Origin of the sequence: Marinomonas phaeophyticola (assembly GCF_026966905.1) — a bacterium.
Classification (GTDB): domain Bacteria; phylum Pseudomonadota; class Gammaproteobacteria; order Pseudomonadales; family Marinomonadaceae; genus Marinomonas; species Marinomonas phaeophyticola.
Map to the genome: position 1 here is coordinate 197,650 of NZ_JAPUBN010000024.1, position 24,101 is coordinate 221,750.

Annotated in this window: 22 protein-coding genes; 11 read left to right on the forward strand and 11 right to left on the reverse strand. The window is 42.1% G+C overall.

The window, feature by feature from the left end:
• Window positions 1-218 precede the first annotated feature (218 nt).
• The 3 genes from O1D97_RS19200 (at window position 219) to O1D97_RS19210 (ending at window position 4,268) form a co-directional block, all read left to right on the forward strand.
• The gene (locus O1D97_RS19200; protein WP_269127828.1) at window positions 219-1,013 is read left to right on the forward strand and encodes an IclR family transcriptional regulator; all 795 of its coding nucleotides are present in this window, start codon (window positions 219-221) and stop codon (window positions 1,011-1,013) included.
• Window positions 1,014-1,020: 7 nt separating this feature from the next.
• Window positions 1,021-2,124, forward strand: a complete 1,104-nt coding sequence (locus tag O1D97_RS19205) for an ABC transporter ATP-binding protein (RefSeq protein ID WP_269127829.1) — start codon at window positions 1,021-1,023, stop codon at window positions 2,122-2,124.
• A gap of 140 nt (window positions 2,125-2,264) precedes the next feature.
• The gene (locus tag O1D97_RS19210) at window positions 2,265-4,268 is read left to right on the forward strand and encodes a methyl-accepting chemotaxis protein (protein WP_269127830.1); all 2,004 of its coding nucleotides are present in this window, start codon (window positions 2,265-2,267) and stop codon (window positions 4,266-4,268) included.
• A gap of 54 nt (window positions 4,269-4,322) precedes the next feature.
• On the opposite strand, the gene O1D97_RS19215 is transcribed toward O1D97_RS19210, so the two are convergent.
• Complete coding sequence (locus tag O1D97_RS19215) at window positions 4,323-4,706, reverse strand: DUF2306 domain-containing protein (protein WP_269127831.1); 384 nt, start codon at window positions 4,704-4,706, stop codon at window positions 4,323-4,325.
• Window positions 4,707-4,859: 153 nt separating this feature from the next.
• Here O1D97_RS19215 and O1D97_RS19220 point away from each other — a divergent pair, with 153 nt between their 5' ends.
• The 5 genes from O1D97_RS19220 to O1D97_RS19240 all read left to right on the forward strand — a co-directional run bounded on the left by O1D97_RS19220 (window position 4,860) and on the right by O1D97_RS19240 (window position 10,731).
• Complete coding sequence (locus O1D97_RS19220) at window positions 4,860-5,093, forward strand: GrxA family glutaredoxin (protein ID WP_269127832.1); 234 nt, start codon at window positions 4,860-4,862, stop codon at window positions 5,091-5,093.
• A gap of 299 nt (window positions 5,094-5,392) precedes the next feature.
• Window positions 5,393-6,583, forward strand: coding sequence for a thiamine pyrophosphate-dependent dehydrogenase E1 component subunit alpha (locus O1D97_RS19225; RefSeq protein ID WP_269127833.1), 1,191 nt, complete (start codon window positions 5,393-5,395; stop codon window positions 6,581-6,583).
• Window positions 6,576-7,553: an alpha-ketoacid dehydrogenase subunit beta gene (locus O1D97_RS19230; protein WP_269127834.1), complete on the forward strand. Its 978-nt coding sequence runs from the start codon at window positions 6,576-6,578 to the stop codon at window positions 7,551-7,553. The genes O1D97_RS19225 and O1D97_RS19230 overlap by 8 nt, the downstream gene beginning before the upstream one ends.
• A gap of 64 nt (window positions 7,554-7,617) precedes the next feature.
• Complete coding sequence (locus tag O1D97_RS19235) at window positions 7,618-8,874, forward strand: 2-oxo acid dehydrogenase subunit E2 (RefSeq protein WP_269127835.1); 1,257 nt, start codon at window positions 7,618-7,620, stop codon at window positions 8,872-8,874.
• A 6-nt stretch (window positions 8,875-8,880) separates the two neighbouring features.
• Complete coding sequence (locus tag O1D97_RS19240) at window positions 8,881-10,731, forward strand: protein kinase domain-containing protein (RefSeq protein WP_269127836.1); 1,851 nt, start codon at window positions 8,881-8,883, stop codon at window positions 10,729-10,731.
• Window positions 10,732-10,776: 45 nt separating this feature from the next.
• Here the strand turns inward: O1D97_RS19240 and O1D97_RS19245 are convergent, their stop codons facing one another.
• Together O1D97_RS19245 and O1D97_RS19250 are read right to left on the reverse strand one after the other, a co-directional pair.
• On the reverse strand, window positions 10,777-11,187 hold the full coding sequence (locus O1D97_RS19245) for a GFA family protein (protein WP_269127837.1): 411 nt from the start codon (window positions 11,185-11,187) through the stop codon (window positions 10,777-10,779).
• A 120-nt stretch (window positions 11,188-11,307) separates the two neighbouring features.
• The gene (locus tag O1D97_RS19250; protein ID WP_269127838.1) at window positions 11,308-12,033 is read right to left on the reverse strand and encodes a sulfite exporter TauE/SafE family protein; all 726 of its coding nucleotides are present in this window, start codon (window positions 12,031-12,033) and stop codon (window positions 11,308-11,310) included.
• Window positions 12,034-12,180: 147 nt separating this feature from the next.
• Between O1D97_RS19250 and O1D97_RS19255 the strand changes: the two genes are divergently transcribed.
• Window positions 12,181-13,077 (forward strand): LysR family transcriptional regulator, encoded by an 897-nt coding sequence (locus O1D97_RS19255; protein WP_269127839.1) that lies wholly within the window; start codon window positions 12,181-12,183, stop codon window positions 13,075-13,077.
• A 28-nt stretch (window positions 13,078-13,105) separates the two neighbouring features.
• On the opposite strand, the gene O1D97_RS19260 is transcribed toward O1D97_RS19255, so the two are convergent.
• Window positions 13,106-13,897 carry an AraC family transcriptional regulator gene (locus O1D97_RS19260; RefSeq protein WP_269127840.1) on the reverse strand — a complete coding sequence of 264 codons (792 nt, stop codon included), beginning with the start codon at window positions 13,895-13,897 and terminating at the stop codon, window positions 13,106-13,108.
• 367 nt (window positions 13,898-14,264) lie between these two features.
• On the opposite strand from O1D97_RS19260, the gene O1D97_RS19265 reads away from it, so the two are divergent.
• Window positions 14,265-15,401, forward strand: coding sequence for an MFS transporter (locus tag O1D97_RS19265; RefSeq protein WP_269127841.1), 1,137 nt, complete (start codon window positions 14,265-14,267; stop codon window positions 15,399-15,401).
• Window positions 15,402-15,602: 201 nt separating this feature from the next.
• Window positions 15,603-17,087 carry an NAD-dependent succinate-semialdehyde dehydrogenase gene (locus O1D97_RS19270; protein WP_269127842.1) on the forward strand — a complete coding sequence of 495 codons (1,485 nt, stop codon included), beginning with the start codon at window positions 15,603-15,605 and terminating at the stop codon, window positions 17,085-17,087.
• 404 nt (window positions 17,088-17,491) lie between these two features.
• On the opposite strand, the gene O1D97_RS19275 is transcribed toward O1D97_RS19270, so the two are convergent.
• The 7 genes from O1D97_RS19275 to O1D97_RS19305 all read right to left on the reverse strand — a co-directional run bounded on the left by O1D97_RS19275 (window position 17,492) and on the right by O1D97_RS19305 (window position 24,097).
• Entirely contained in the window at window positions 17,492-18,421 is a 930-nt protein-coding gene (locus tag O1D97_RS19275) for an electron transfer flavoprotein subunit alpha/FixB family protein (protein ID WP_269127843.1), read from the reverse strand.
• Complete coding sequence (locus O1D97_RS19280; RefSeq protein WP_269127845.1) at window positions 18,418-19,170, reverse strand: electron transfer flavoprotein subunit beta/FixA family protein; 753 nt, start codon at window positions 19,168-19,170, stop codon at window positions 18,418-18,420. Before O1D97_RS19280 ends, O1D97_RS19275 begins: the two co-directional genes overlap by 4 nt.
• A 68-nt stretch (window positions 19,171-19,238) precedes the next feature.
• Window positions 19,239-20,000 carry an SDR family oxidoreductase gene (locus tag O1D97_RS19285; protein WP_269127846.1) on the reverse strand — a complete coding sequence of 254 codons (762 nt, stop codon included), beginning with the start codon at window positions 19,998-20,000 and terminating at the stop codon, window positions 19,239-19,241.
• A 40-nt stretch (window positions 20,001-20,040) separates the two neighbouring features.
• Entirely contained in the window at window positions 20,041-20,925 is an 885-nt protein-coding gene (gene mmsB / locus O1D97_RS19290; RefSeq protein ID WP_269127847.1) for a 3-hydroxyisobutyrate dehydrogenase, read from the reverse strand.
• A gap of 91 nt (window positions 20,926-21,016) precedes the next feature.
• The gene (locus O1D97_RS19295; protein WP_269127848.1) at window positions 21,017-22,123 is read right to left on the reverse strand and encodes an enoyl-CoA hydratase/isomerase family protein; all 1,107 of its coding nucleotides are present in this window, start codon (window positions 22,121-22,123) and stop codon (window positions 21,017-21,019) included.
• A 33-nt stretch (window positions 22,124-22,156) separates the two neighbouring features.
• Window positions 22,157-22,933 (reverse strand): enoyl-CoA hydratase, encoded by a 777-nt coding sequence (locus O1D97_RS19300; protein ID WP_269127849.1) that lies wholly within the window; start codon window positions 22,931-22,933, stop codon window positions 22,157-22,159.
• 9 nt (window positions 22,934-22,942) lie between these two features.
• Window positions 22,943-24,097 carry an acyl-CoA dehydrogenase family protein gene (locus O1D97_RS19305; RefSeq protein ID WP_269127850.1) on the reverse strand — a complete coding sequence of 385 codons (1,155 nt, stop codon included), beginning with the start codon at window positions 24,095-24,097 and terminating at the stop codon, window positions 22,943-22,945.
• Between the last annotated feature and the right edge of the window lie 4 nt (window positions 24,098-24,101).

Consider the following 24,101-nt stretch of genomic DNA (forward strand, 5'->3'; position numbering starts at 1 on the left):
TGTATTTAAATGCGTGTCTTGCTTGACAGCCACATCAGACTATAAAATAATGGAACATAGTTTCGATTTTTGCAACAAATAAAAAATAACAAATTGCTAATAACTGTATTTGGGTAGTTTTAGTTTACTGTGTAACCACACCACGTATGTATTTCCAATAAATACATGAGAAAATGAGGCTATACCCTTTCTTAGACAGTTAAAAATAGGAGACGTACATGACTGAAACCAATACCAAAAGCGGTGGTTCGTCACTCAGCAAAGCACTAACGATATTAAAAGAGGTCTGTTGCACGAATACACCTCTTAGATTTGCCGATTTAGTGGAACGCTCCGAATTACCTAAGGCAACCACACATAGAATCCTGTCTACCTTGACAGAAGAAGGTCTCGTACGTTTAGACGATCATTCTCAGCTGTATCATCCTGGTTACGGCTTGTTAGAACTCGCACATAAAGCGTGGTCTACCTTAGATATACGCGATATCGCAGCAGATCAAATGCGTGAACTTTGGAAAGAAACGGGAGAAACCATTCACTTAGCGGTCTTAGATCGCGGGGATGTTATCTATATTGACAAACTGGAAAGTCAAAAAAGTTTGCGTTTGTTTTCCGCCGTCGGGAAAAAAGGCCCCGTTTATTGTACGGGTGTCGGTAAGGCATTAGCCGCTTTTTTACCTGAAGCACAGTTACAAGAAATTATCGCGACTCAAAGCTTTATTAAACACACAGAGACAACCCTTAATAGCGAAGAAAAACTCCGAGAAGATTTAATTCGCATTAGAAAGTCAGGTATTTCACTTGACTTACAAGAGCATGAAGAAGGCATTCAATGTGCCGCTTCCACTATCTTCAACTATCGTAATGAACCAATTGCAGCCCTAAGTATTACTGCACCAGCATTTCGAGTAGATGAGGATCGTTTCCTACATTTCCAACAGCGCATAAAAGAAGCCTGCGCGGAAATATCATCAAGAATGGGGGCACAGCCTCTCACTGAAAATCAGGACTGAGATTACTATGGCGACCATAAAACTAACAAATGTCATTAAACGCTTTCACGATATCGAAACCATTCATGGGGTAAATCTAGATTTAGAAGACGGTGAGTTTGTCGTTTTCGTCGGCCCATCAGGCTGTGGTAAATCCACTCTATTGCGTTTGATTGCAGGCTTAGAAGAGATTACTGACGGCACACTTGAAATTGATGGACAAAACATGAATGACGTTGCTCCAGCTGATCGCGGTGTCGCCATGGTATTCCAATCCTATGCTCTTTATCCTCATATGACAGTCGAAGAGAATATGAGTTTTGGCCTTCGTATGACAGGAGGAGACCCTGAAGTTATTAAGAAACGTGTCTCTCATGCGGCCGATATTCTTCAATTAGGCCCTCTTCTTGACCGTAAACCGAAACAACTTTCTGGAGGTCAGCGCCAACGTGTTGCCATTGGTCGCGCTATTGTTCGTGAACCAAAAGTATTTTTATTTGATGAACCATTATCCAACCTAGACGCCGAACTGCGTGTTGATATGCGAGTACAAATAGCAAAATTGCATAATCAGCTTTCTGCAACTATGGTTTATGTTACTCACGACCAAGTCGAAGCCATGACACTAGCAGACAAAATTGTCGTCCTACGTGCAGGTAATATAGAGCAGGTTGGCTCTCCAATGGAACTTTATCATAACCCGGCAAATGAATTTGTGGCCGGTTTTATGGGATCGCCCCGTATGAATTTTATGGAAGCTAAGGTAACCGCAATCGATAATGCCGATATGATCACCATTGAAGTGGCAGGTCAGCAGATTAAATTAAAAGCCGATACAACACAGGTTTCTGTGAACGAAAAAGCTTCCTTAGGTCTTAGACCTGAGCATTTAACGACCTTTAATGAAGAGTCTGGTATTGCCCTTGATATTGAAATCGATGTGGCTGAACACCTAGGTGGATTAAGCTACTTATATGGTAACTGCCATGGGCAAAGCCTAACGATTGAAGTTTCGGGTCAAGACTTAAGCCGTCATGGTGATGTGCTAAAAATTGGCGCTAAGTTATCAGACTGCTACTTATTTAATAGTAAGGGTCAAGCATTGGTTCAACGACCAGTCCCAACCCGTTAGAAAGTAAATTAGACCGCTGCTCATTAGTATCTTACTGTATTAAATTCTCTAAAGAGCAGCGGTTTATTCGATCCTAAATAATAAAAACAGGGCCTAATCACCCAATAATATTAAGCATATCATTGCTTTTAGGAGGAAAAGTGAAATTGACTGTAGCCAATAGAATGATTCTCGGGTTTGGTATTTTATTTTTGTTAATGCTATCCCAAGCGCTAACCGCCTTCCTATCGCAAGAAAGTGTCCAAACAAAACAAGATTACCTACTGAATGAATTACTGCCAATTCAAACTAATATTAATCATTTATCCCAGCGTTTACTGCAAGCTAATAAATCCACCATGCAACACCTTTCCACAGCAAGTGCAGAAGACAGATTGGCTATAGAAGACGAGTTTGACAAAATTAGAAATCAATTCCATGATGCCAAAGACCTTATCCAAAAAGAGTTACAAGGGTTTCCAACATTATTACCTTTATTTGAAAGCGTTATCTCTCCATCTTCAGATAGCTTTCAGTTTAGCCAACAACTGATTCAGCAAAATAACCTGAAAATCACACAACAACAGGAACTCTTACTTGCATTGGATGCGTTTAAAGAAGAGTGGGAGTTTTACAAAACCGATATTGAAGACTTAAATCTTGAACTAAGTAGTAATGAGGCCCAGTCGGCCCGTTTCAGCTTTCAGTTTCTTACCCAAACCCTAGGAGAATTTAACGCCGACATTAATATTACCCTGGCGATCAAAGACCAATTTGACTTAGATCGAGTTCTATCTTTACAACATGATCGATATGAGACAGCCCTAAACACCGCCAGCGAGTTTGGAGACTTTGAATTTATCATCATGGATAAAATGCAGTTCTACCTCGACTTTCTGGATTTAACACTCAACAACGAAGCTGGCGTTTATGCGAAATTAATCCCTGTGATCAATCAGCAAGATCAATCTGCGCAGTTATTAGAACAATTAAACCGTTCTGTTAATGAGGCGGATAAAGGCTTCTCGGACTTATTAGATCAGGTGATGACCAATTCAAACACCATCCAATCTAACTCATTAGCAGAAAGACAGCAGAGCCAAGCCGTCCAGTTAGCTTTACTGATCCTCTCTATCCTCATTGCCGCTGGTATTGTCTATAGCAGTGTACAAAGTATTAAAAAGCCATTAAAGCTCATATTAGGCTCTTTAGAACGAATGACAGCAGGAGACCTTACTTGTGACTTAAGCATGAAAAATACGGATGAATTTGGCCTCATTGCCAAACAAATTACCGTTCTAAGGGACAATCTGATAAGCATCCTTAAAGAGTTATCCCGCGTATCCAATGAAGTATCACAAACGACCCAACAAGCGATCAAAAACAATCAACAAACACACCAACAGATAGAACATCAAAGACAAGAAAGTGCCAATATGAGTCAGTCTATCCAGCAGTTTACCCATTCTGCTCAAGAGGTGTCTAATAACGCGCAGATTAGTCTAAGTGAAGTAGAAAACCTCTACCAATTGGCCCAGGTCAGCAGTCAAAGCATAGGAGAAAATAAACTTTCAGCCAATCGTATGGAAGATGAAATCACCAATGCCAATCATGCCATTGAGTCTTTAACAAACGAAGTAGATGGGATAGGTACTATTGTTCATTCGATACAGGATATCACTTCTCAAACCAATTTATTGGCTCTTAACGCTTCTATAGAAGCGGCTCGCGCAGGAGAACATGGTCGAGGCTTCGCAGTCGTTGCCGATGAAGTCAGAGCGCTGGCGAATAGCACTCAACTTGCCACACAAGATATTGAAAATATTGTCTCTAAACTCAAAGAAAGTGTCCAAAGAGTGACCTCAAGTATGGAAACAACGCAAGGTGAAGCCACTTCAATGCTTAAGATAGCCAATACGATCGATGGCTCTTATGAAAAATTAACCTCTGCCATAGACCTAGTAGGCAACTCCAGCACTGACATTTCTAATGCCGTAATTACTCAGACCCAGATGGTGGAAGATCTTAATCGTAATATTGAACAGATAGTAGAGCTCGCGAATAAAATTGCACTTCAATCCAGTTCAAGCGGCGAACGTACTACAAAACTCACTAATCTCGTCGAAACTCAGCGCCAATTAGTTGGCAAATTCACTATCCAATGAAACGTTCAGTAATAGGCTTACCTAGATATAAGTAGCGCTAAAACAAGGATGTTTTTAGAGAAATAACCACCCATGTAATAAACGCCCCGGCATGAAAGCAAAGCTGCCAGCTATTATCAATCCGCCTAAATACAGTCCAATCATATTGCCTTTATGCCGTCTAATATTGCCATTCCGAGCAGCGAAATAAGCCGAGGGCACCCAATATAACACCAGAAAACTAAAAATATGTATAAGACCAAAATGATTCAATAGCCGTTCTCCTAGTTGCGCCTCCATGAATAAAGATGAGATTGCTGAGAGCAGCATAAGCACCATATAAATTCGACCAAACTGCTTATGTATTGATGTCCCTTTTCTAGTGAGCAATAAAAAGGTACCCATCAAAAAAGCAGGAGCTACAGTGGCTAAATGAAAATACGCTAAATACAAATACATCAAATCAGTCCCATTAAATACACATCAAACATAGCTAAAAACTACCGCGCCATTAGTTTTAATAAATTTTATTTTACTCATTCGCTGCGTTACTCTTATTCTATCTTAAATACAGAATTCACTTTCAAATTGAATACACTAAGAGGTAGTTTTATGTCTCGTTATACTATTTTTGGTCATGATGCTTGCGGTTTTTGTCGCCGAGCTAAACAATTATTAGACGAAAAAGGATTAGAATATCGCTATGTCGATATACATAAAGAAGGCATTACGAAAAGCGCGCTCTCACAACTGATAGGAAAAGACGTCCAAACGGTACCTCAAATATTTTTAAATAAAGGCTATATTGGTGGCTTTGATGACTTAACCGTGTCATTTTCGCAATAATTCTCACGACTATCTTTTTGCCCATACTCGGATTAAATTTAGCGTGTGGGCATGAAGTATAAACACTAACAAATTGATTTTTCTCATTAAAAAATAAAGCCGCGACACCTCTTCTCAATTCACTGTCTACTTCACAAGACTCCCCCAGTGAAAAAATTCATCATTCTTGCTCTCACTAAACTTTACAAACACCATAATTAGGCATTACATTCAAAGAAGGTACTACGGTGATCCTTAAGTACTACACTATGCTATCGACAAAATCGCTAGACATGATAATAAAAACAAGAAGGTCAATTATGAGTGATATTCACAAGACAGATGCGCCGATCGTGCATCGACCTATATTTGCGGACAGTACATCATTAACCCTACCGACTTTGCGAATTCTTCAAGAAGACGGACACCTCTACCCAGATGCAGAGCTACCTGATATTGATCAAACTCTAGCACTCAAGATATACGATACCTTCCTCTTTATACGAGCGTTAGATGAGCGCATGTTAGCCTCCCAACGACAAGGTCGTATCAGTTTTTATATGACAGAAACCGGCGAAGAAGCCGCGGACATTGGCAGTACTGCCGCCTTAAAAGACAACGACATGATCATGGCGCAGTATCGAGAACAAGGTGCGCTTGCATTTCGAGGGTTTACTCCAGACCAGTTTATGAACCAGATTTTCTCTAATGAGAAAGATTTGGGGAAAGGTCGCCAAATGCCTATTCACTATGGTTCTCACAAACTTCATTACATGACGGTGTCGTCTCCATTAGCTACTCAGTTACCTCAAGCCACAGGCTATGCTTATGCGCTAAAAGCACAATCAAAACCTAACTGTGTTATCTGTTATTTTGGTGAAGGTGCCGCTTCTGAAGGGGATTTCCATGCAGCTCTAAACATGGCTGGGGTATACAAGGTTCCGGTTATTTTCTTTTGTCGTAACAATGGTTATGCCATCTCTACACCTTCCAAAGAACAATTCGCAGGTGATGGTATTGCGCCTCGAGGCGTTGCCTATGGACTGAAAACCATTCGAGTAGATGGTAATGATGTATTAGCCGTATTAAAAGCCACTCAAGAAGCTCGAAAATTAGCGGTAGAACAACACCAACCAGTCTTAATAGAAGCCATGACATATCGACTCGGAGCCCACTCAAGCTCTGATGACCCAAGTGGTTACCGTAACAAAGAAGAAGAAGATGTTTGGCGTATCAAATGTCCTGTTACCCGCATGAAGCGCTGGTTAATCCTTCAAGGTTGGTGGGATGAAGAACAGGATGAAACACTGAAGCAGCAGCACCGTCAAACTGTGGTTGATGCCATGAAAAAAGGCGAAAAAGTCTCGCCTCCCGCACTAGATGATCTCTTTACTGATGTCTATGACTCCCTCCCTTGGAATTTGGAAGAACAGAAAGCCGCTCTCGAAGAGCATATTCGACGTTATCCGGAATCCTATAAAAAATCATCTTGGAGGTTTGGTCATGAGTAAAATGAATCTGTTACAAGCTATCAATAATGCACTCGATATTGCTATGACTAAGGACACAAATGCGCTTTGTTTTGGTGAAGACGTTGGCCATTTTGGAGGCGTATTTCGCGCGACCAGTAAGTTACAGGAAAAACACGGCAAAACACGTTGTTTTAATACTCCGTTAACTGAGCAAGGTATTTTAGGCTTTGCTAATGGTTTAGCCTCTCAAGGCACCACGGCCATTGCGGAAATCCAATTTGCTGATTACATTTTTCCCGCGTTTGATCAGATAGTGAATGAAGCTGCTAAATTCCGCTATCGTTCTGGCAATGAATTTAATGTAGGTGGTTTAACCATTCGGACGCCTTATGGTGGTGGTATTAATGGTGGGCTCTACCATTCACAATCACCTGAAGCCTATTTTACTCATACGCCTGGTCTAAAAGTGGTGGTTCCTCGTAACCCTGAGCAGGCAAAAGGTTTATTACTGGCTTCGATTCGTGATCCAAATCCCGTGTTATTTTTTGAGCCGAAAAAGCTCTATCGCTCATCCGTCGGTGAAGTACCTGATGAGGATTACGAACTGCCTCTTGGTAAAGCCGATATTGTAAGAGAAGGTTCTGACATTACCTTACTCGCGTGGGGAGCTCAGGTTGAAGCCATTGAACTGGCCGCTGATATGGCGGCAAAAGAGGGCATATCCTGTGAAGTTATTGATCTTCGCTCTTTACTTCCATGGGATAGAGACACAGTCGCTCAATCCGTGATGAAAACCGGTCGCTTACTCATCAATCATGAAGCGCCTAAAACTTCGGGGTTCGGTGCGGAGATTGCCGCCGCTATCCAAGAAACTTGTTTCCTCTATCTGGAATCGCCCATTGTGCGAGTAACGGGGTTAGACACACCCTTCCCTCTTGTTTTAGAGAAGGAATACATGCCAGATCATTTAAAAACGTATGAGGCCATCAAAGCATCTCTGGCTTTTTAAACCACTACTTTTTAAGTATTAACTTAGAAACGCACGTTTTTACACTTTTACGAGGAAACAGAAAATGAAAATTGATTTTATTCTCCCGGATATCGGTGAAGGCATTGTTGAATGTGAATTAGTCGAATGGCAAATCACTGAAGGCCAAGAAGTTCAAGAAGATCAATCTGTTGCGGATGTGATGACAGATAAAGCCCTGGTAGAAATCACGTCTATGTATACAGGTCGCATCAGCAAACTGTATTACGCTAAAGGCGAGATAGCTAAAGTACATCAGCCTCTTTTTGAAATTGAAGTGACCGATGATGGTGAACAGAACCAATCAGAGCCAGAACCGCTACCAGTAGATGAAGTAAATACATCTACTGGTAGCACAGCAGACGAAAAGCAGGATGTCTTAAATAATGAGCAAGGCCTTATCTCATCGAGTAATGAGAAAGCGGTTGCCAGCCCAGCGGTCAGACGTTTAGCCCGAGAATGCGGTATAGACATCCATCAAGTGAAAGGCTCAGGTAAAAATGGCCGCGTCTATAAAGAAGACATTGAAAGCCATCAGACATCTTCATCGGAACAAATACAAACAGTCTCTCATATTTCAGCGGCAGTAGTCGCCACTCAGGATAGAGTCGAACCAATTAAAGGCATCAAAGCCATCATGGCAAAACAAATGCTGGATTCCGTGCATCGTATCCCACACTTCACCTACGCAGAAGAGTTGGATGTTACTCATCTGGAAATATTAAGAGCACAGCTAAAACCTGAGTTTGCCGCTCAAGGGGCCAAACTCAGTATGATGCCATTTATTATGAAAGCACTGGCATTAACCCTACCTGAGTTTCCAATTTTAAATAGCCGCATTAATGAGGATTGTACTGAGATCACCTATTTAAGTGATATCAACATTGGCATGGCCGCGGACACACCACTCGGTTTACTGGTACCCAATATTAAACAGGTACAGAACTTATCCTTATTAGAAGTGGCATTAGAGGTGAACAGACTGGCAGAAGCGGCTCGCAGCGGTAAGCTCAAACCAGATGAAATGAAAGGAGCCAGTATCAGTGTCTCCAACATTGGAGTCATCGGTGGCACCGTCGCCACCCCTATTATTAATCCACCAGAAGTGGCCATTATGGCGATGGGTCGTATTCAAACACTACCAAGGTTTAATGATAAAGGAGAAGTTGAGGCTCGCAAGATCATGCACGTTAGCTGGTCGGGTGACCACCGTATTATCGATGGTGCGACCATGGCTCGCTTCTGTAATAAATGGAAGCACTATGTGGAAAATCCAATTACCATGCTGACTCAACTTAGATAACGTAAAATGGCACAACCTACGCTCCAACAGTTCTATATAAATGAAGACCAGTCCATTTATTTAATGAGCCATGAAGACGCTCAGAAAATTAAAGATTGGGTTCAGCTTTGTATAGATCAACTTAATTTGCTCGGTTTTTATGACATCGAGTTTATCGGTAAAGGAGCGTATGGTTTTGTTTTTGGTGGACGGGCTTTGGATAGACAAGATTATGTTTTCAAATTTTCTCGTATTAATCTACCGCAACATATTCAAGATAAGCTAGAAGACGAAGCATGGATGCAGAGCCAAATAGAGCACAAGCACATACCTAAAGTTCTCGAATACACTAAAATTTCACGACAATCCATTCTCATGATGTCACGGGCTCGCGGAATGGATTTAGAAGCTTACAGCGTCAAATTTGGTCGCCTTCCTCCTCGTCTCGTTATCAAAGTAGCCTCCCAACTCATCGCTATTCTGCAAGTGTTACGAGACGTTGAGACCAATAATATGCCGACGCCGATTGTCCATGGGGACATCAAACCCTCTAATATTGTCTTTGATCCGGAGAGTGAAACAGTACAATTAATTGATTGGGGATCAAGTGTTTATGCTCAATTAGACGCGGATGGACAAGCGGTGGGATACAATGCCTTTGGCTTAATCAGTGATGATGCCCAACAAACAAACGCCAAACTGGGTGACGTGTATTTCATTGGCGATGAGCAGCTAAACGGAGAACTTAGCTCTCCACGCTTTGACGAGCAAGGGGTAGCAGGCACGCTATATGCATTGGCATCAGGCCAAAGTTGTCGTTATGGATTCGATGCAATCCCTGTGACATCCTTAGGGTTACCAAAAGAATTTGCCATCACATTACAAACCTTACTAGCAGGCAACGATCAACAAAAAAGCCAAGCGGGTGATTACCTTTTCAAAAACATGTCCAAAATGCAAAAGCTAGTGATGCCTGATGTGCCTATTGCGGAAGATAAAAACCAAATTCCCGTCTGGTGTATAGAAGGCGTAACAGACATGGAAACCGTTGTTTATAGCTCTCGAAAAAGCTTTTTAAGAGAAGGTAATGTGGATCATTATTTAATGAATAATGTGGACAATGTGGAGCTAGAAAAATACTACAAAAATTTTATGCATGGCATGGGACACACTGAAAGAGCTTTTTTAGGGGCCATTAGTCGTCTCGGGAAATACCCTGTCTTAGGTGGTATCGCGGTTCGCTGGGGGGACAATAATGTTTTTATTGACTCCAATCTACAACTACAAGATACCTCCTTAAAAGTGCCCTTTATAACCGCCGTAAACAATATCGTCACCTTAGCTCAAGCCATTCATCGAGACGGTATTTTTAAGTGTTGCATGTTTAATGCTAAAAACACCCAACATTTAAGTCGAGAAAGTGAGCACGATGCATTTTTACCCGATAAAGAGATGTGTATTCCTTTTGAAACGACGGCAACCTCCTTTGCTGAAGACAAGAGCCGTCACCACTCTTATTTTGAAGATGGCCAAGACCCTGATGAATTATTGCAGCTACCAGACGCGATTATGGAAGAAATCACCTTCCTAAATAATATTCGTCATACCGGATTAATTATCTTCGAAGCCTTACCTACACACCTTAAAATTCACAGTAATTACGTATTACTTGACCCAAAGAAAACGGCAGAATTCACCGCTGCACTCAATCGAATCGTTCAAGCCATCCCGCAAATCAGTGGTTTAGGTGTGTCAGGTTTTATGAAAATGCCCTATAAAAACACTCGCCAATTTCCTTTACAAAAGCAAGCACCTGATCGATTTTATCCGAAAGATCCTAGAACACTACTCATAAAAAAGGCCTCTGAAGAGACCTAATTTCGCCATTCATTTTCTATCATATCTTACTGGTATAACAAAACGTCATTCAGGAAAACCATCCACCGAAGGTGCTTGCACTGCCGCTTCAAACCAATCTACTTTTTCGGCACAAAAAATATTTTTTGTTGGAAACACACTCTTAGGAGCTTGATCTAAAGAGCCAGCAGGCACGAGTAACGCCTTACCACTTTTGGTCACTAGCGGCATACCAGACCCACATTGTGCACAAAAACTCTTAGAGAAACTTCTATTCGGATAATCATAGCGAATTAACTTCTCTTTACCCTGTAACCACTGAATGTTACTCGGGGTGGTAAATAGGTTGGACGCATTTGATGATCCACTAATTTGTTGGCACTGGCGACAATGACAGAAATAAAAGGCTGAAAAGTCGTCTTTTAATGAAAATCTAATATCGCCACATAAGCAGCTACCGGTAAGTGAATTAGGCACAATACCTCCAAGTGAATAATTAAACGATGAGAAACAGATCACTCGTTGATCCGCCTTTAGCCTCTCTATTTTTCTACTATATACTAAGCCGTTTACAAAAGTAGAGCGGCCACAGGATTTTTATGAAAATAAAAATAACTTACAAGCGGCCAAGGTCGCCATAATTCGGATTAACCATTTAAACTGGCTAGGGTTCACTTTCTTTAAAAAATGGTAGCCTATAAAAGCGCCAACCATCAGCCCTGGAACACCTTGAAAACTGCTTATAATGGAGTCTTGAGTTAATAAACCTAACGGTATAAACAGTGGGATTTTTAGCATATTTATCATAAACAAAATCCATGTTCTAGTGCTCACATAGGTTTCCTTATCCAGTTTTTGTTCCAATAAAAATAAACTAAATACTGGCCCTGCCGCATTCGATATCATGCTAATCAAACCACTGATAAACCCCATTCCATAAGCGGCACTATTGGTTTGCATAAAGGTGGCGGGGCGATACTCTAAATACAAGCTCAAACCAATCATACTGATCATAATGACACCCAGAGTAATCACGAAATCATCAGGGTCTATGGTGGCTAACACATAACTGCCTATCAACATCCCTAATAACACTAAAGGAATAAAATGCCATAACACCGACCAAGCCACTTTAGACCGATAACTCAATACGGCCATCACATCGGTAATTAAGTACAAGGGCAATAACATCCCTAATGCTTCGGGTCCGGGGAACGCAATCATCATGATGGGGACAATCAATAGCCCCATCCCTCCCACGGAAAACTTAGAGAAACCGGTAATTAAACCTGCGAAAGTGAGGACAAGAAATGTTGTGTCCATTGATATTTAGCACCTTAAAATAAGTGGCTGCGTACCTAAATACACAGTTAATAATGAAGTCTATTGATAAACGGTAGAATAAAAGAAATAATGAAAAATAAATAATCTCGTTTTCCTATTAAAACGATCAATAAAAATGATCATATTATGAAATTAGACCAAGTAAGAGCATTCATCGCCGTAGTAGAAACCGGCAGCTTTCGTTCAGCCGCCACAGCGATTCATAAAACTCAGCCTAGTATCAGTGCCTCCATCAAATCACTGGAAGAGCAGTACGATATTCTATTATTCGACAGAGACAGTTATCGTCCTACTCTTACTGCCGCAGGGCATTCATTTTTTCAACAAAGTAAAAAGCTGCTATCTCAAGTACAACAACTAGAATCACTAGGACACAACCTCTCTCACGGTGTCGACATGCCGTTACGGATTTGTTTAAGCCAAATGACGCTCACCTCTAATTGCATGCAGAAAATTAAACAGTTTACGCAATTGCACCCTCACATTTCCTTAGATATAACCACAGGACATATGCATGGGGTACAAGAAACACTACTAAAAGATCAATCGGACATTGCTATCGGCCCAAGATATGGCTTAGACGATCGTCATGCTTTTACCGAGTTAATGACAGTCAATATGGTTACCGTGATTCATCCAGATTTATTGGAAGAACTAAACACGATAGGAGGGAAAAGTTCGGGCAAAATAAAACAGCAACAACTTTACCCCATTCCTCAAATACTCGTCAGTAACCCTTCCCGTAGCAATAAAAATAACGATGGTTATCAACACCTATTGGCAACGGGAAAACGCTGGTTTGTGAGTGACTTTAATGCCAAAAAAACACTGCTTCTAAATGGCTTTGGTTGGGCAAGAATGCCTCGACATATTATCAAAGAAAACCTAGATAGCGGAGAGCTCATTGCGATTGATATAGAACAATTTGCTTCTACCAGTGAAATGCCAGTCTTAATGATTCGTTTACGCAATCAAACACGGAGTCATCAAGCTAATCTTTTCTGGGATTTTATGAAACCGTAATGCCATACAAAAGCGTAATAGAAGCAAACTAAGAAAAATAACTCTTAGGTGTACAGTGAAAAAAGCGATGGAACGCATAAGTAAAAGCGGAAGGTGAACTGTAGCCAACTTCCAAGGCCACTTGCGTTACTGACAGACCTTTCTCAAGCAATTCCAAGGAATAGAGTAACCGTAATCGTTGCCGCCATTCTTTAAACCCCATACCAGTTTGTGCATTAAACGCGCGGCTTATGGTACGACTGGAAACACCGATACACTTGGCCCATGCATCCAAATTCATCTCATTACTCGGTTGCATCTGTATGGTTTCGACTAATGGTATCAATCGAGCGTCCTTAGGAATGGACAGAGTCAATCCATTGTCTTTTTGTACGGATAACTGATCCAGCAATACAGTGAGTAAACGAAAGTCCATAGCGTCCCAAATAAGATCCACATCACAACGAGCAACCACCTCTAGAATCAAGGCTTTGATTAAAGGTGAAATACTCAATACCTTACTTTTTTGACCTAATGCTTTAACTTGATCTGGGCGAAAGTATAAGCTGCGGAACTTGGCTCCCACAGCCGTAAAGGTTCTATGCTCACAATTAGGTGGTAACCAAATGGCTTTATGCGGAGGAATGACTACCATTTGATCGGCAAAGCTAACCGTTAAGAGGCCACTCGAGGCGTACATTAATTGATACCACTCATGACAATGCCAAACCCCTTGATGGGCAGGGGGCATATCATTCTGATAGGCTAACACGAACCTATCATTCGCCTGCGCAATTTGCTCATTAGAGCGGCGTAACGTTAGCCCAGTTTTAATCTCCATGCTTATACTCCAATACTCAACGGCGAGCGCGATAACTAAGAAAGTCGCTCATTGAAATTACTTGGTACAATGTAGCGTATTAAGGTGCGAACCATTAACCCTACATGAAAGGTTAATCATGAAACCCATCGTCAAAAACGCCATTCTTCTATTACGGCCCTATCTTGCTCTTTTTGATCAGCCATTATACATTCATTTCCAATTCGTCCGTTAATCGACATAAACTGACCCTTTATGGAAGGTCAGACAAAATAAACCTTGTTATTCTAGTATGCATCAAGCAACACACATGGATATTAATCGAATGAAGACAATACCTATCTCATCCCCTACGAGAAAATCGTGGCAAACTCCGACAGTGCTATTAATGCTAATATCAATAATTGTTCCCATGTCATTTGCAACATGGCAGGCACTACTCAATAATTTCGTGATTGAACGGGCCGCGTTTACCGGTGCAGAAATAGGGCTCTTACAAAGCGTAAGAGAAATCCCAGGTTTCTTAGCTTTTACCGCGGTCTTTGTACTGTTGTTTATTCGAGAGCAAGCCTTTATGGTGATGGCTCTAGTAATGCTGACGGCCGGAGTGGCTATTACTGGTTTCTTCCCTTCTGTTGGAGGTCTACTCTGCACCACATTGCTCATGTCTATCGGTTTTCATTATTTTGAAACCTTAAAACAATCTCTTTCTCTGCAATGGCTCACAAAGGAGGAAGCACCAGAGGTTCTAGGAAAATTAATCTCTGTTGGCGCGTTAGCCTCTTTAATTACCTATGGCTTTTTATGGGGCGCTTTAGAAGTTCTACAATTGGACTTTATGTGGATTTACCTAATTGCAGGAACGCTAGCCCTCGCTGTCGTGGCTTTTATTTGGATTGCATTCCCTAGATTTGAAAGTAAAACAGTACAACATAAAACACTTATCTTAAGAAAACGCTATTGGCTATATTACGCTCTGGTCTTTATGAGTGGTGCCAGAAGGCAAATATTTGTGGTTTTTGCTGGCTTTTTAATGGTTGAAAAGTTTCATTATTCTGCCGCTGATATCACTTTGCTCTTCCTGATCAATTATGCGTTTAATTGGCTGTTCGCAAAAAAAATAGGTCGTATTATTGGTATTGTGGGAGAAAGAAATTCTCTATTGTTTGAATATGTCGGGCTGATTTTGGTTTTTGTGGGTTACGCATTCGTAGAACAAGCCGAATGGGCAGCCACCTTATATGTGGTAGACCATTTATTTTTTGCGTTAGCCATTGCGATTAAAACCTATTTTCAAAAAATAGCAGATCCAGCGGATATCGCGTCTACTTCTGGTATTTCATTCACCATTAGCCATATTGCGGCCGTCGTGATTCCGGTAACTTTTGGTTTACTATGGCTAATATCCCCTACTGCGGTATTCTTAGCAGGAGCCGCGATGGCAGTCGCCTCCTTGATATTAGCGTTCAATATTCCTGATAAACCTCTGCCAAACAATGAAGTAAGACTTTTTAGGTGGTCTTAGTTGTACATAGACACATCATTTTAAAATCTGCTTTTTAAGCCCCTATCAACCAAATATTTGATCATATTCAAATATTTGGTTGATAGCTCACCATTATTCCCTTTTTATTTCTCCTTATGATGAGGGAAAATGGCGTTCATTATAATTTCAAACGAAGCACATAGAGCATTCAAATATGATGCTTTTTGACAGGAGATTTTTATGTCTTTATCTACACATTTGCTCAGCACATTTTCTCAGCCAGAACTGATTCATCATCAGTCGTATATTAATGGTCAATGGGTCAATTCGCTTTCAGGAGACACTTTTCCTGTCATCAATCCATCAACAGGCGAACATTTAATTGATGTAGCCGATGTCGGTGCATTAGAAACCAAACACGCCATTGACGCTGCACAAGTTGCGTTGGGAAAATGGCGTACTGTCTTACCAAAAGAAAGATCACGTTTATTACGAAAATGGTATCAATTGATTCTCGATAACCAAGACGATTTAGCAAGATTAATGACGCTCGAACAAGGTAAGCCTTTTGCGGAATCCAAAGGAGAAGTACTGTATGGGGCGTCTTTTATTGATTGGTTTGCCGACGAAGCTCGACGTTTATATGGAGATGTCATCCCTACTTTTGCTCAAGACAAACGCCTATTAACCGTTAAGCAACCCGTTGGTGTTGTTGCTGCAATTACACCGTGGAACTTTCCAATAGCCATGATTACCCGTAAAGCCGGTCCCGCATTAGCCGCTGGCTGCACCATTGTAATCAAGCCCTCGGATGAAACGCCATTGTGTGCACTCGCACTAGCGGATTTGGCGCAACAAGCCGGAATCCCAGCCGGTGTCCTTAATGTTGTTGTCGGCAAAAAAGCCGCCGACATTGGTAATGCTTTAACTTCTCATACTGATGTCAAAAAATTAAGCTTTACTGGTTCCACACCAGTAGGTAAGTTATTACTCACTCAATGTGCACAAACCGTTAAACGGACCTCTATGGAATTAGGTGGTAATGCACCCTTTATCGTTTTTAACGACGCCGATGTCGATGCAGCCGTCGAAGGCGCCATTGCATCTAAATACCGTAATGCAGGGCAAACCTGTGTCTGCGCCAATCGCATGCTAGTACAAGCTGGTATTTACGATACTTTCGCTGAAAAGCTCGCCGCTCGCGTTCAACAACTCACCACAGGTGATGGCTTTAGTCGCAATGTGCATATTGGTCCATTAATAAACTCAGCCGCCATTAAAAAGGTCTCTGAACTGGTCAATGATGCGGTTAATAATGGCGCTACTGCGCTTATTGGCGGTAAACCAGCAACCTCTCTTGGCACACAATTCTATGAGCCAACCATCTTAACCGGCGTTACCCAAGATATGACCATTTTTCACAATGAAATATTTGGCCCCGTGGCGCCTTTATTTAAATTTGAAACTGAAGCAGAAGCCATTGAAATGGCGAATGACACACCTTTTGGCTTAGCGTCCTATTTCTATTCACAAGACTTAGCTCGCATTTGGAGAGTATCTGAAGCATTAGATTATGGCATGGTCGGTATCAATGAAGGCATAGTGTCAACAGAAGTCGCTCCTTTTGGTGGTATGAAAGAGTCTGGTAGTGGTCGCGAAGGTTCAAAATACGGCATCGATGAATACGTCGAAATCAAATACCTATGCATGGGTGGCTTACGTTAATTAACGCAATCGAATAGAACGACATCACCCTTAAATAGAGCAACATATAACATTAAAAATAGGACACACACTATGAGTAATGCGGATTTACAAAAACGCAAAGAAAGCCGCCTAAAAAGGTTTGGTACTATTATCTTGTTGCATTCGAAGTAGTGTTATTCTCGTATTACCTGCCTTAACGATTGAGATGAGCATAATCGATGAAAGTATGACTATTTTGAAAGAATGATTAAATGAGCAGGTATAGGCCGTTATTTCAATAAGCGGGTATTCTAAGCCAAAAAAATTCCCCTGGTAAGTAAGGCCTATTTTAAGCCAAGCTCACTAGGGGAATTCACCGAAAGGGCCACATTGTTCATTGAAATACAATGCTAACCGTTCTATTTAACCAACGATAAAAATATTTATAACTTACTTTCCAACTCAGGGACAGCGGTAAACAAGTCCGCAACTAAGCCGTAATCTGCCACTTGAAAAATTGGCGCTTCTTCGTCTTTATTGATAGCCACTATCACTTTAGAGTCTTTCATGCCTGCCAAGTGCTGAATCGCGCCGGAAATACCAACCGCAATATACAAGTCTGGCGCAACCACTTTACCCGTTTGGCCTACTTGCATATCATTTGGAACATAACCCGCATCGACTGCTGCCCGAGATGCGCCAACCGCGGCCCCAAGCTTATCTGCGACCTTGTACAAAAGTTCAAAATTCTCTCCATTCGCTAGACCACGACCACCCGAAATAACCACTTTAGCTTCGGTTAGCTCTGGACGATCGGATTCCGCCAGTGCTTCATGGCTAAAGCTCACGTCAGAGGATTCAAATACCTTATCCGTATTTTCTATTGCCGCACTGCCGCCATCACTCGCCACCGCATCAAACGCCGTACCTCGAACCGTCATGACTTTAACCGCATCGCTACTCTCTACTGTAGCAATGGCATTGCCTGCGTAAATAGCCCGTTTGAAGCAAGTAGGAGACTCAACAGATAGCACATCGGACAATTGATTAACGCCTGATAGTGCCGCCACTCGAGGCAATACATTTTTTCCGTTTGTGGTTGAAGCCGCCAATATATGTGTAAAGCCCTCAGCAAAATCAACGATCAATTTACTGATGTTTTCTGCTAACTGGTGATCATAGGCCGTTGCATCCGCCAAGATCACTCGACTTACTGCTGATATTTTTGCCGCTTCTTCTGCGACTGAAGCACATCCGCTGCCAGCAATGAGTATGGTAATATCGCCACCAATTTGTTGAGCAGCTGATAAAACATTTAACGTCACTGCTTGAAGTGCCTGATTATTATGCTCTGCTAAAACGAGAATACTCATGCTATCACCTTCGATTCATTACGTAATTTTTCAACCAACTCATCCACTGAGCCTACTTTTATGCCAGCGGTACGCTCTGCTGGCGTTTCTACTTTTACAATCGTTTGATTACTGGCAACTATCACACCCAGCTCTTCAGCCGTTTTTACATCAAGCGGTTTTCTTTTCGCTTTCATAATGTTTGGCAAAGAGGCATAACGAGGTTCGTTTAAACGTAAATCGGTAGTCACGACCGCGGGTAACGTTAATTTCAACGTTTGCAAACCACCATCAATCTCTCGCGTTACCAATACCTTATCGGCTTCTACTTTCACTTCAGATGCAAAGGTCGCTTGTGGACGATCCATCAGTGCCGCCAGCATTTGACCGGTCTGATTGTTATCAGAATCAATGGCTTGTTTGCCCAATAGAATTAAACCAGGTTGCTCCGCCTCTGCAATTTTTGCCAGAATACGAGCGACGGATAAGGAGTCAGGGCTGTCTATAGACTCTACTTGAATAGCACGATCCGCACCCAAGGCTAAGGCATTGCGTAATTGCTCTTGGCAAGATTTCGAACCGATCGAAACCACAATAACTTCGCTCGCGACTCCCTGTTCTTTTAGACGAATCGCTTCTTCAACAGCAATCTCACAAAAAGGATTCAATGCCATTTTGACATTCACTAAATCCACTCCAGTTTGATCCGCTTTTACACGAGCCTTCACGTTATAGTCAATCACACGCTTAACTGCGACTAAGATTTTCATCACTAAGCTACCTTATTTTATTATCAATTATATAAACACGCTTTAAACCGCATGCTAAAGAACTCTACTTAAACTCTTAAACCGCCATCCATTTCGATAATACGCCCAGTAAAAAAATCATTTTCTACTATATATTGTAACGTATGTGCCATTTCTTCTACTTCACCTAATCGGCGTAATGGCACGGCACTGAGCATTCGATCAATGGCTTCTGGTTTCATTTGCGCGGTCATCTCCGTCGCAATAACACCAGGAGCAATACCGCCTACGCGAATATTAAAGCGAGCTAACTCTTTCGCCCAGGTTACCACCATACTGGCTACACCCGCTTTGGTTGCAGAGTAGTTTGTTTGTCCAGCATTGCCTGCTCTAGAAACTGAGGAGACATTGACGATAACGCCTCCTTCTCCTTGTTGTGCCATTAATGCCGCCGCTTCACGCCCACATAAAAAGGTACCCGTCATATTCACATCGACCACGCTTTGCCATTGCTGCAATGACATTTTGCTAATCAGTTCACCCTCTTTTACTTTAACCAATAGTCCATCACGCATGAGCCCCGCATTATTTATTAAGCCATGAACCGCTTCAAAATCCTGCTTAATTTTCGAGAAAGTCGTTTCCACCGCGGCTTCGTTAGTAATGTCACACTCATAGCCCTTTGCTTTAATACCATGGCACAAGAGTAAATTAGCCGCTCTATCAACAGACTCATGGTCAATATCAATTAACGCAATGTGCGCGCCTTGAGACGCTAGATGTGCCGCCATACCCGCACCTAAACCACGAGCACCACCGGTAATAACAAATACTTTATCTTGGATTTTCATTATTTTTCCTTGTCTTCGGATCGTTTGGAATAGCCGTTCATTATGAATAAAGACGGATTACGCTAGAGAAATCTAAAGCACCATTACCATGAGATTTATGCAAATTAAACAAGCCTTTTGCCGCGGATCCCATAGGTGTTGCACTCGCACTGCTTTGGCTTAATTCCATCGCTAACCCTAGGTCTTTAAACATTAAATCCACTTGAAAGCCTCCTTGATAGTCATTCGATGACGGCACATTATCCATAACACCTGGAACGGGATTGTAGACTTGTAACGCCCAATTATTCCCGGAGCTTTGCTTCATAATCTCAGATAGCACTTTCGGATCTAAACCGTTCTTCATCCCCATATTTAATGCTTCACAAGTCCCTGCCATCAATATGGCTAGCAACATATTGTTGCACGCTTTGGCTATTTGCCCCGCACCGTGCTCACCCGCATGAAAAATATTCTTCCCCATACTCTCAAGTACTGGTTTGGCTTTTTCAAACTGAGCCTCTGAGGCCCCCACAATAAAGCTTAAGGTCCCTGCCTGCGCACCACCAACACCACCAGAAACAGGCGCATCGATAAAATCAATACCTCGTTCAATGGCCAACGCTGAAATAGAACGAGCCATATCCGCTTCAATAGTTGAGCAATCAATAATTAATGCCCCTTTCTTAGCAACATCAAATAGGGGTGTTTGACCTGTAACATATAAGCTATTTACATGCTTACCCGCCGGCAACATGCTGATAATGACATCCGCATCCTGTGCCGCCTCCGATGCTGACATAGCAACGACACAACTGGCTGCTTCAGCTTGTGCTAGCGCGTCAGCAGATAAATCAAATGCCTTTACTAAATATCCCGCTCGAACGAGATTGGCCGCCATTGGACCGCCCATATTACCTAAACCTATAAATCCTATGGTTTGCATAGTGCCGCTCCTATTTTTCTTATTTTATGGACTGTTCTGGTTATCAGACTGTTGGTGCGATAACCTCATAGAAAAAATCAACCATACGCTCTTATAAGTCTCTAAGAGGATGCGTGTTTTCAGTCCAAGGTGATTCAAAAAAACCATCAATAAAGTGTGTGTCCACTTGCTCAACATTTGAGTAAGTCCATTGAGGTTGCCTGTCTTTATCAATTAACAAGGCGCGAATACCTTCTGATAACTCCCGCTGGCGTGATATTTTCACCGTCAAATCCAATTCGGTTTGAAACACTTCCTTTAATGACGCATGACGGCAGCGATCCAGCTGCCGTTTAATGATGTGCATCGAAACAGGACTGCCGTATTTCAAGGTGTGTTGAATTTTAGTAACCCAAGTATCTTCACTGTTTATAGCAAGCACTCCATTAACGATATCTACCACATTGTCTTTGGCCATAGCGTCATTGATCCAATCTTGATGATCTTGAATGGGATGAGGTAATTGAGAGAAGACCGTTTTCGAAGACGTTTCTAACTGCCGTAGGATACTATCGATCACTTCCATCGCAGGCTTATCCCAAGATTCAGAAAGGAGTCGATCAAGTAACTCATAGCGCATACTGTTGGCTATGGCACGATCGGCCAATCCCAGAAAAATGGCATCGTTTGCATGAATGGCACACGCCGTCAGCCCAAGAAATAGTCCATTTCTCTTAGGTAAGTGATTTAGAAACCAAGATGCACCCACATCAGGATACAGTCCAATATTGACTTCTGGCATTGCTAAATGGGAGGTCTCAGTAACCACTCTAAAATGGCAAGCATTAAACAACCCCATGCCACCCCCCATCACAATTCCCTTCCCCCATCCAATTAAAGGCTTCGAATAGGTATGCAAATAATAATCTAACGCATATTCATGATGGAAAAAGGCGTCCATACCGCTTTTATCATCGGTTTTATTAATGGCTTCATACAACTTTACAATATCACCACCTGCACAAAAGGCTTTCTCACCTTCACTGCCGAGTAACACGGCGCAAATACGCTCATCATTTTGCCACGCCTCTAACTGTGGTCGAATCCGTTGTACCATTTCCCAATTAAGCGCATTGAGGCTTTTTTCCGCGTTTAAACGAATTTCACCCAAAATGTTTCCACCTTGAGTGTTATGCTCAATAAAAGTTACACAGCTCATATTGTCTCCTGTTTGTTATATCCTGTGGATAAACTATTGGTTTTTCCACTGGGGTGAACGCTTCTCTAAAAAAGCCTGCACACCTTCTTTTTGATCTTCTGTTTCAAACAGGTCAACAAACAATTCTCGCTCCAGAATATAGCCCTGTTGCACCGGCCCAGTTCGATGATTCTGAATCAAGGTTTTACAAGCAGACACCGCGGTTGGGCTTTGTTGACCAACTTGTTCCGCAAGCGCAATGGCTTTCTCCAATGCGCCACCTTGCAGGACAACCTCTTCAACCAAACCAAGAGTCAACGCTTGCGGTGCTTTTACTCTGTCACCGCAAAGCATTAACCGCTTAGCCCAACCTTCACCCACTAACAGTACGAGATTTTGAGTGCCACCAGCACAAGGTAATAAACCCACTTTCGTTTCTGGTAAAGCCATGACAGACTGCTCTTCAGCAATGCGCAAATCACAGGCTAAAGCCACTTCTAAGCCGCCTCCCATGGCATAGCCATTAATGGCCGCTATGGAAACCCCTCTAAACTGACTTAAAGTCTCAAAAGCCAAACCAAATACCCGCGCCATATCACGGGCAACTTCACGATTACCATCGGCAAAAAGGTTTAAATCCGCACCTGCGGAGAAAAACTTATCCCCAGACCCGGTTATGACCAAACTCCAAATCGATTTGTCAGCATTCAGCTCTTCTACCATGGCTTTTAATAACGACAAGCTTTCAAACGTCCAAGTATTGGCAGGCGGATTATTCATAGTCACAATGGCAACATGGCCGCGTTTCTCTAATAAAAGTGCATTTGACATAACGTCTCCTTAAAATTCTGAATGGGTGTCTGCTAATAAACGGCGGCCAATGATGACTCGCATAATTTCATTCGTACCCTCTAAGATACGATGAACACGACTATCTCTTAGGTGTCGTTCTAATGGATATTCTTTAATGTAGCCATAGCCACCGAATATTTGTAAAGCATCGTCGCAAATTTTAAATCCGACATCAGTCGCATACCGCTTTGCCATTGCACAATACGTTGTGGCATCCGGATGCTGTAAATCCAATTTACTGGCCGCTAGACGTACCAACTGACGAGCGGCCACAAGTTCTGTGGCCATATCCGCTAAACGAAATTGCAAACCTTGAAATTCACCAATGTTTTTACCAAACTGCTTACGTTCTAACATATACGCACGGGCTTGATTTAGCGCTTGCTGCGCTGTACCAATAGAGCAAGAGGCGATATTAATACGCCCTCCATCTAATCCTTTCATAGCCAAAACAAAACCTTCTCCTTCTTCGCTCAGGAGGTTTTCCACAGGCACTTTGACATTATCAAAACTGATCATACGAGTTGGCTGACTGTTCCAACCCATTTTATCTTCGCAACGACCATAAGAAATGCCTTCACTATGGGCATCCACAACAATAGCAGACACGCCTCGAGCTCCAGCACGGCCAGTACGGGCCATAACAACCAACACGTCGGTACTGCCAGCCCCAGAAATAAAAACCTTACTGCCATTTAAAATATAATGATCACCCTCTCGCACAGCGGAGGTTTTTAAGGAAGCCGCATCCGAGCCTGAATTCGGTTCAGTTAAACAATAAGAACCCAACAATTGAGCGCTAATCAGTGATTCCGCATACTTGTCCAATACCTCTTGACGCGCAAAAGAAGTTACCATCCAGGTAACCATATTATGAATCGTCAAATACGCTGTAGTCGATGTACACCCCATAGAAAGACGTTCGAAAATAATACTGGCATCCAATCGAGGTAGCCCCAAACCACCCGCTGACTCAGGCGAGTACAAAGAAGCAAAGCCCATCTCACCGGCTTTACGAATCACATCAACAGGGAAAAAGTGTTCCTCATCCCATTTGGCGGCAAAAGGCTCTAACTCCGTTTTTGCAAAAGCCGTAGCCATATCTGCAAATGCGACCTGATCTTCATTTAATTCAAAATCCATCGTT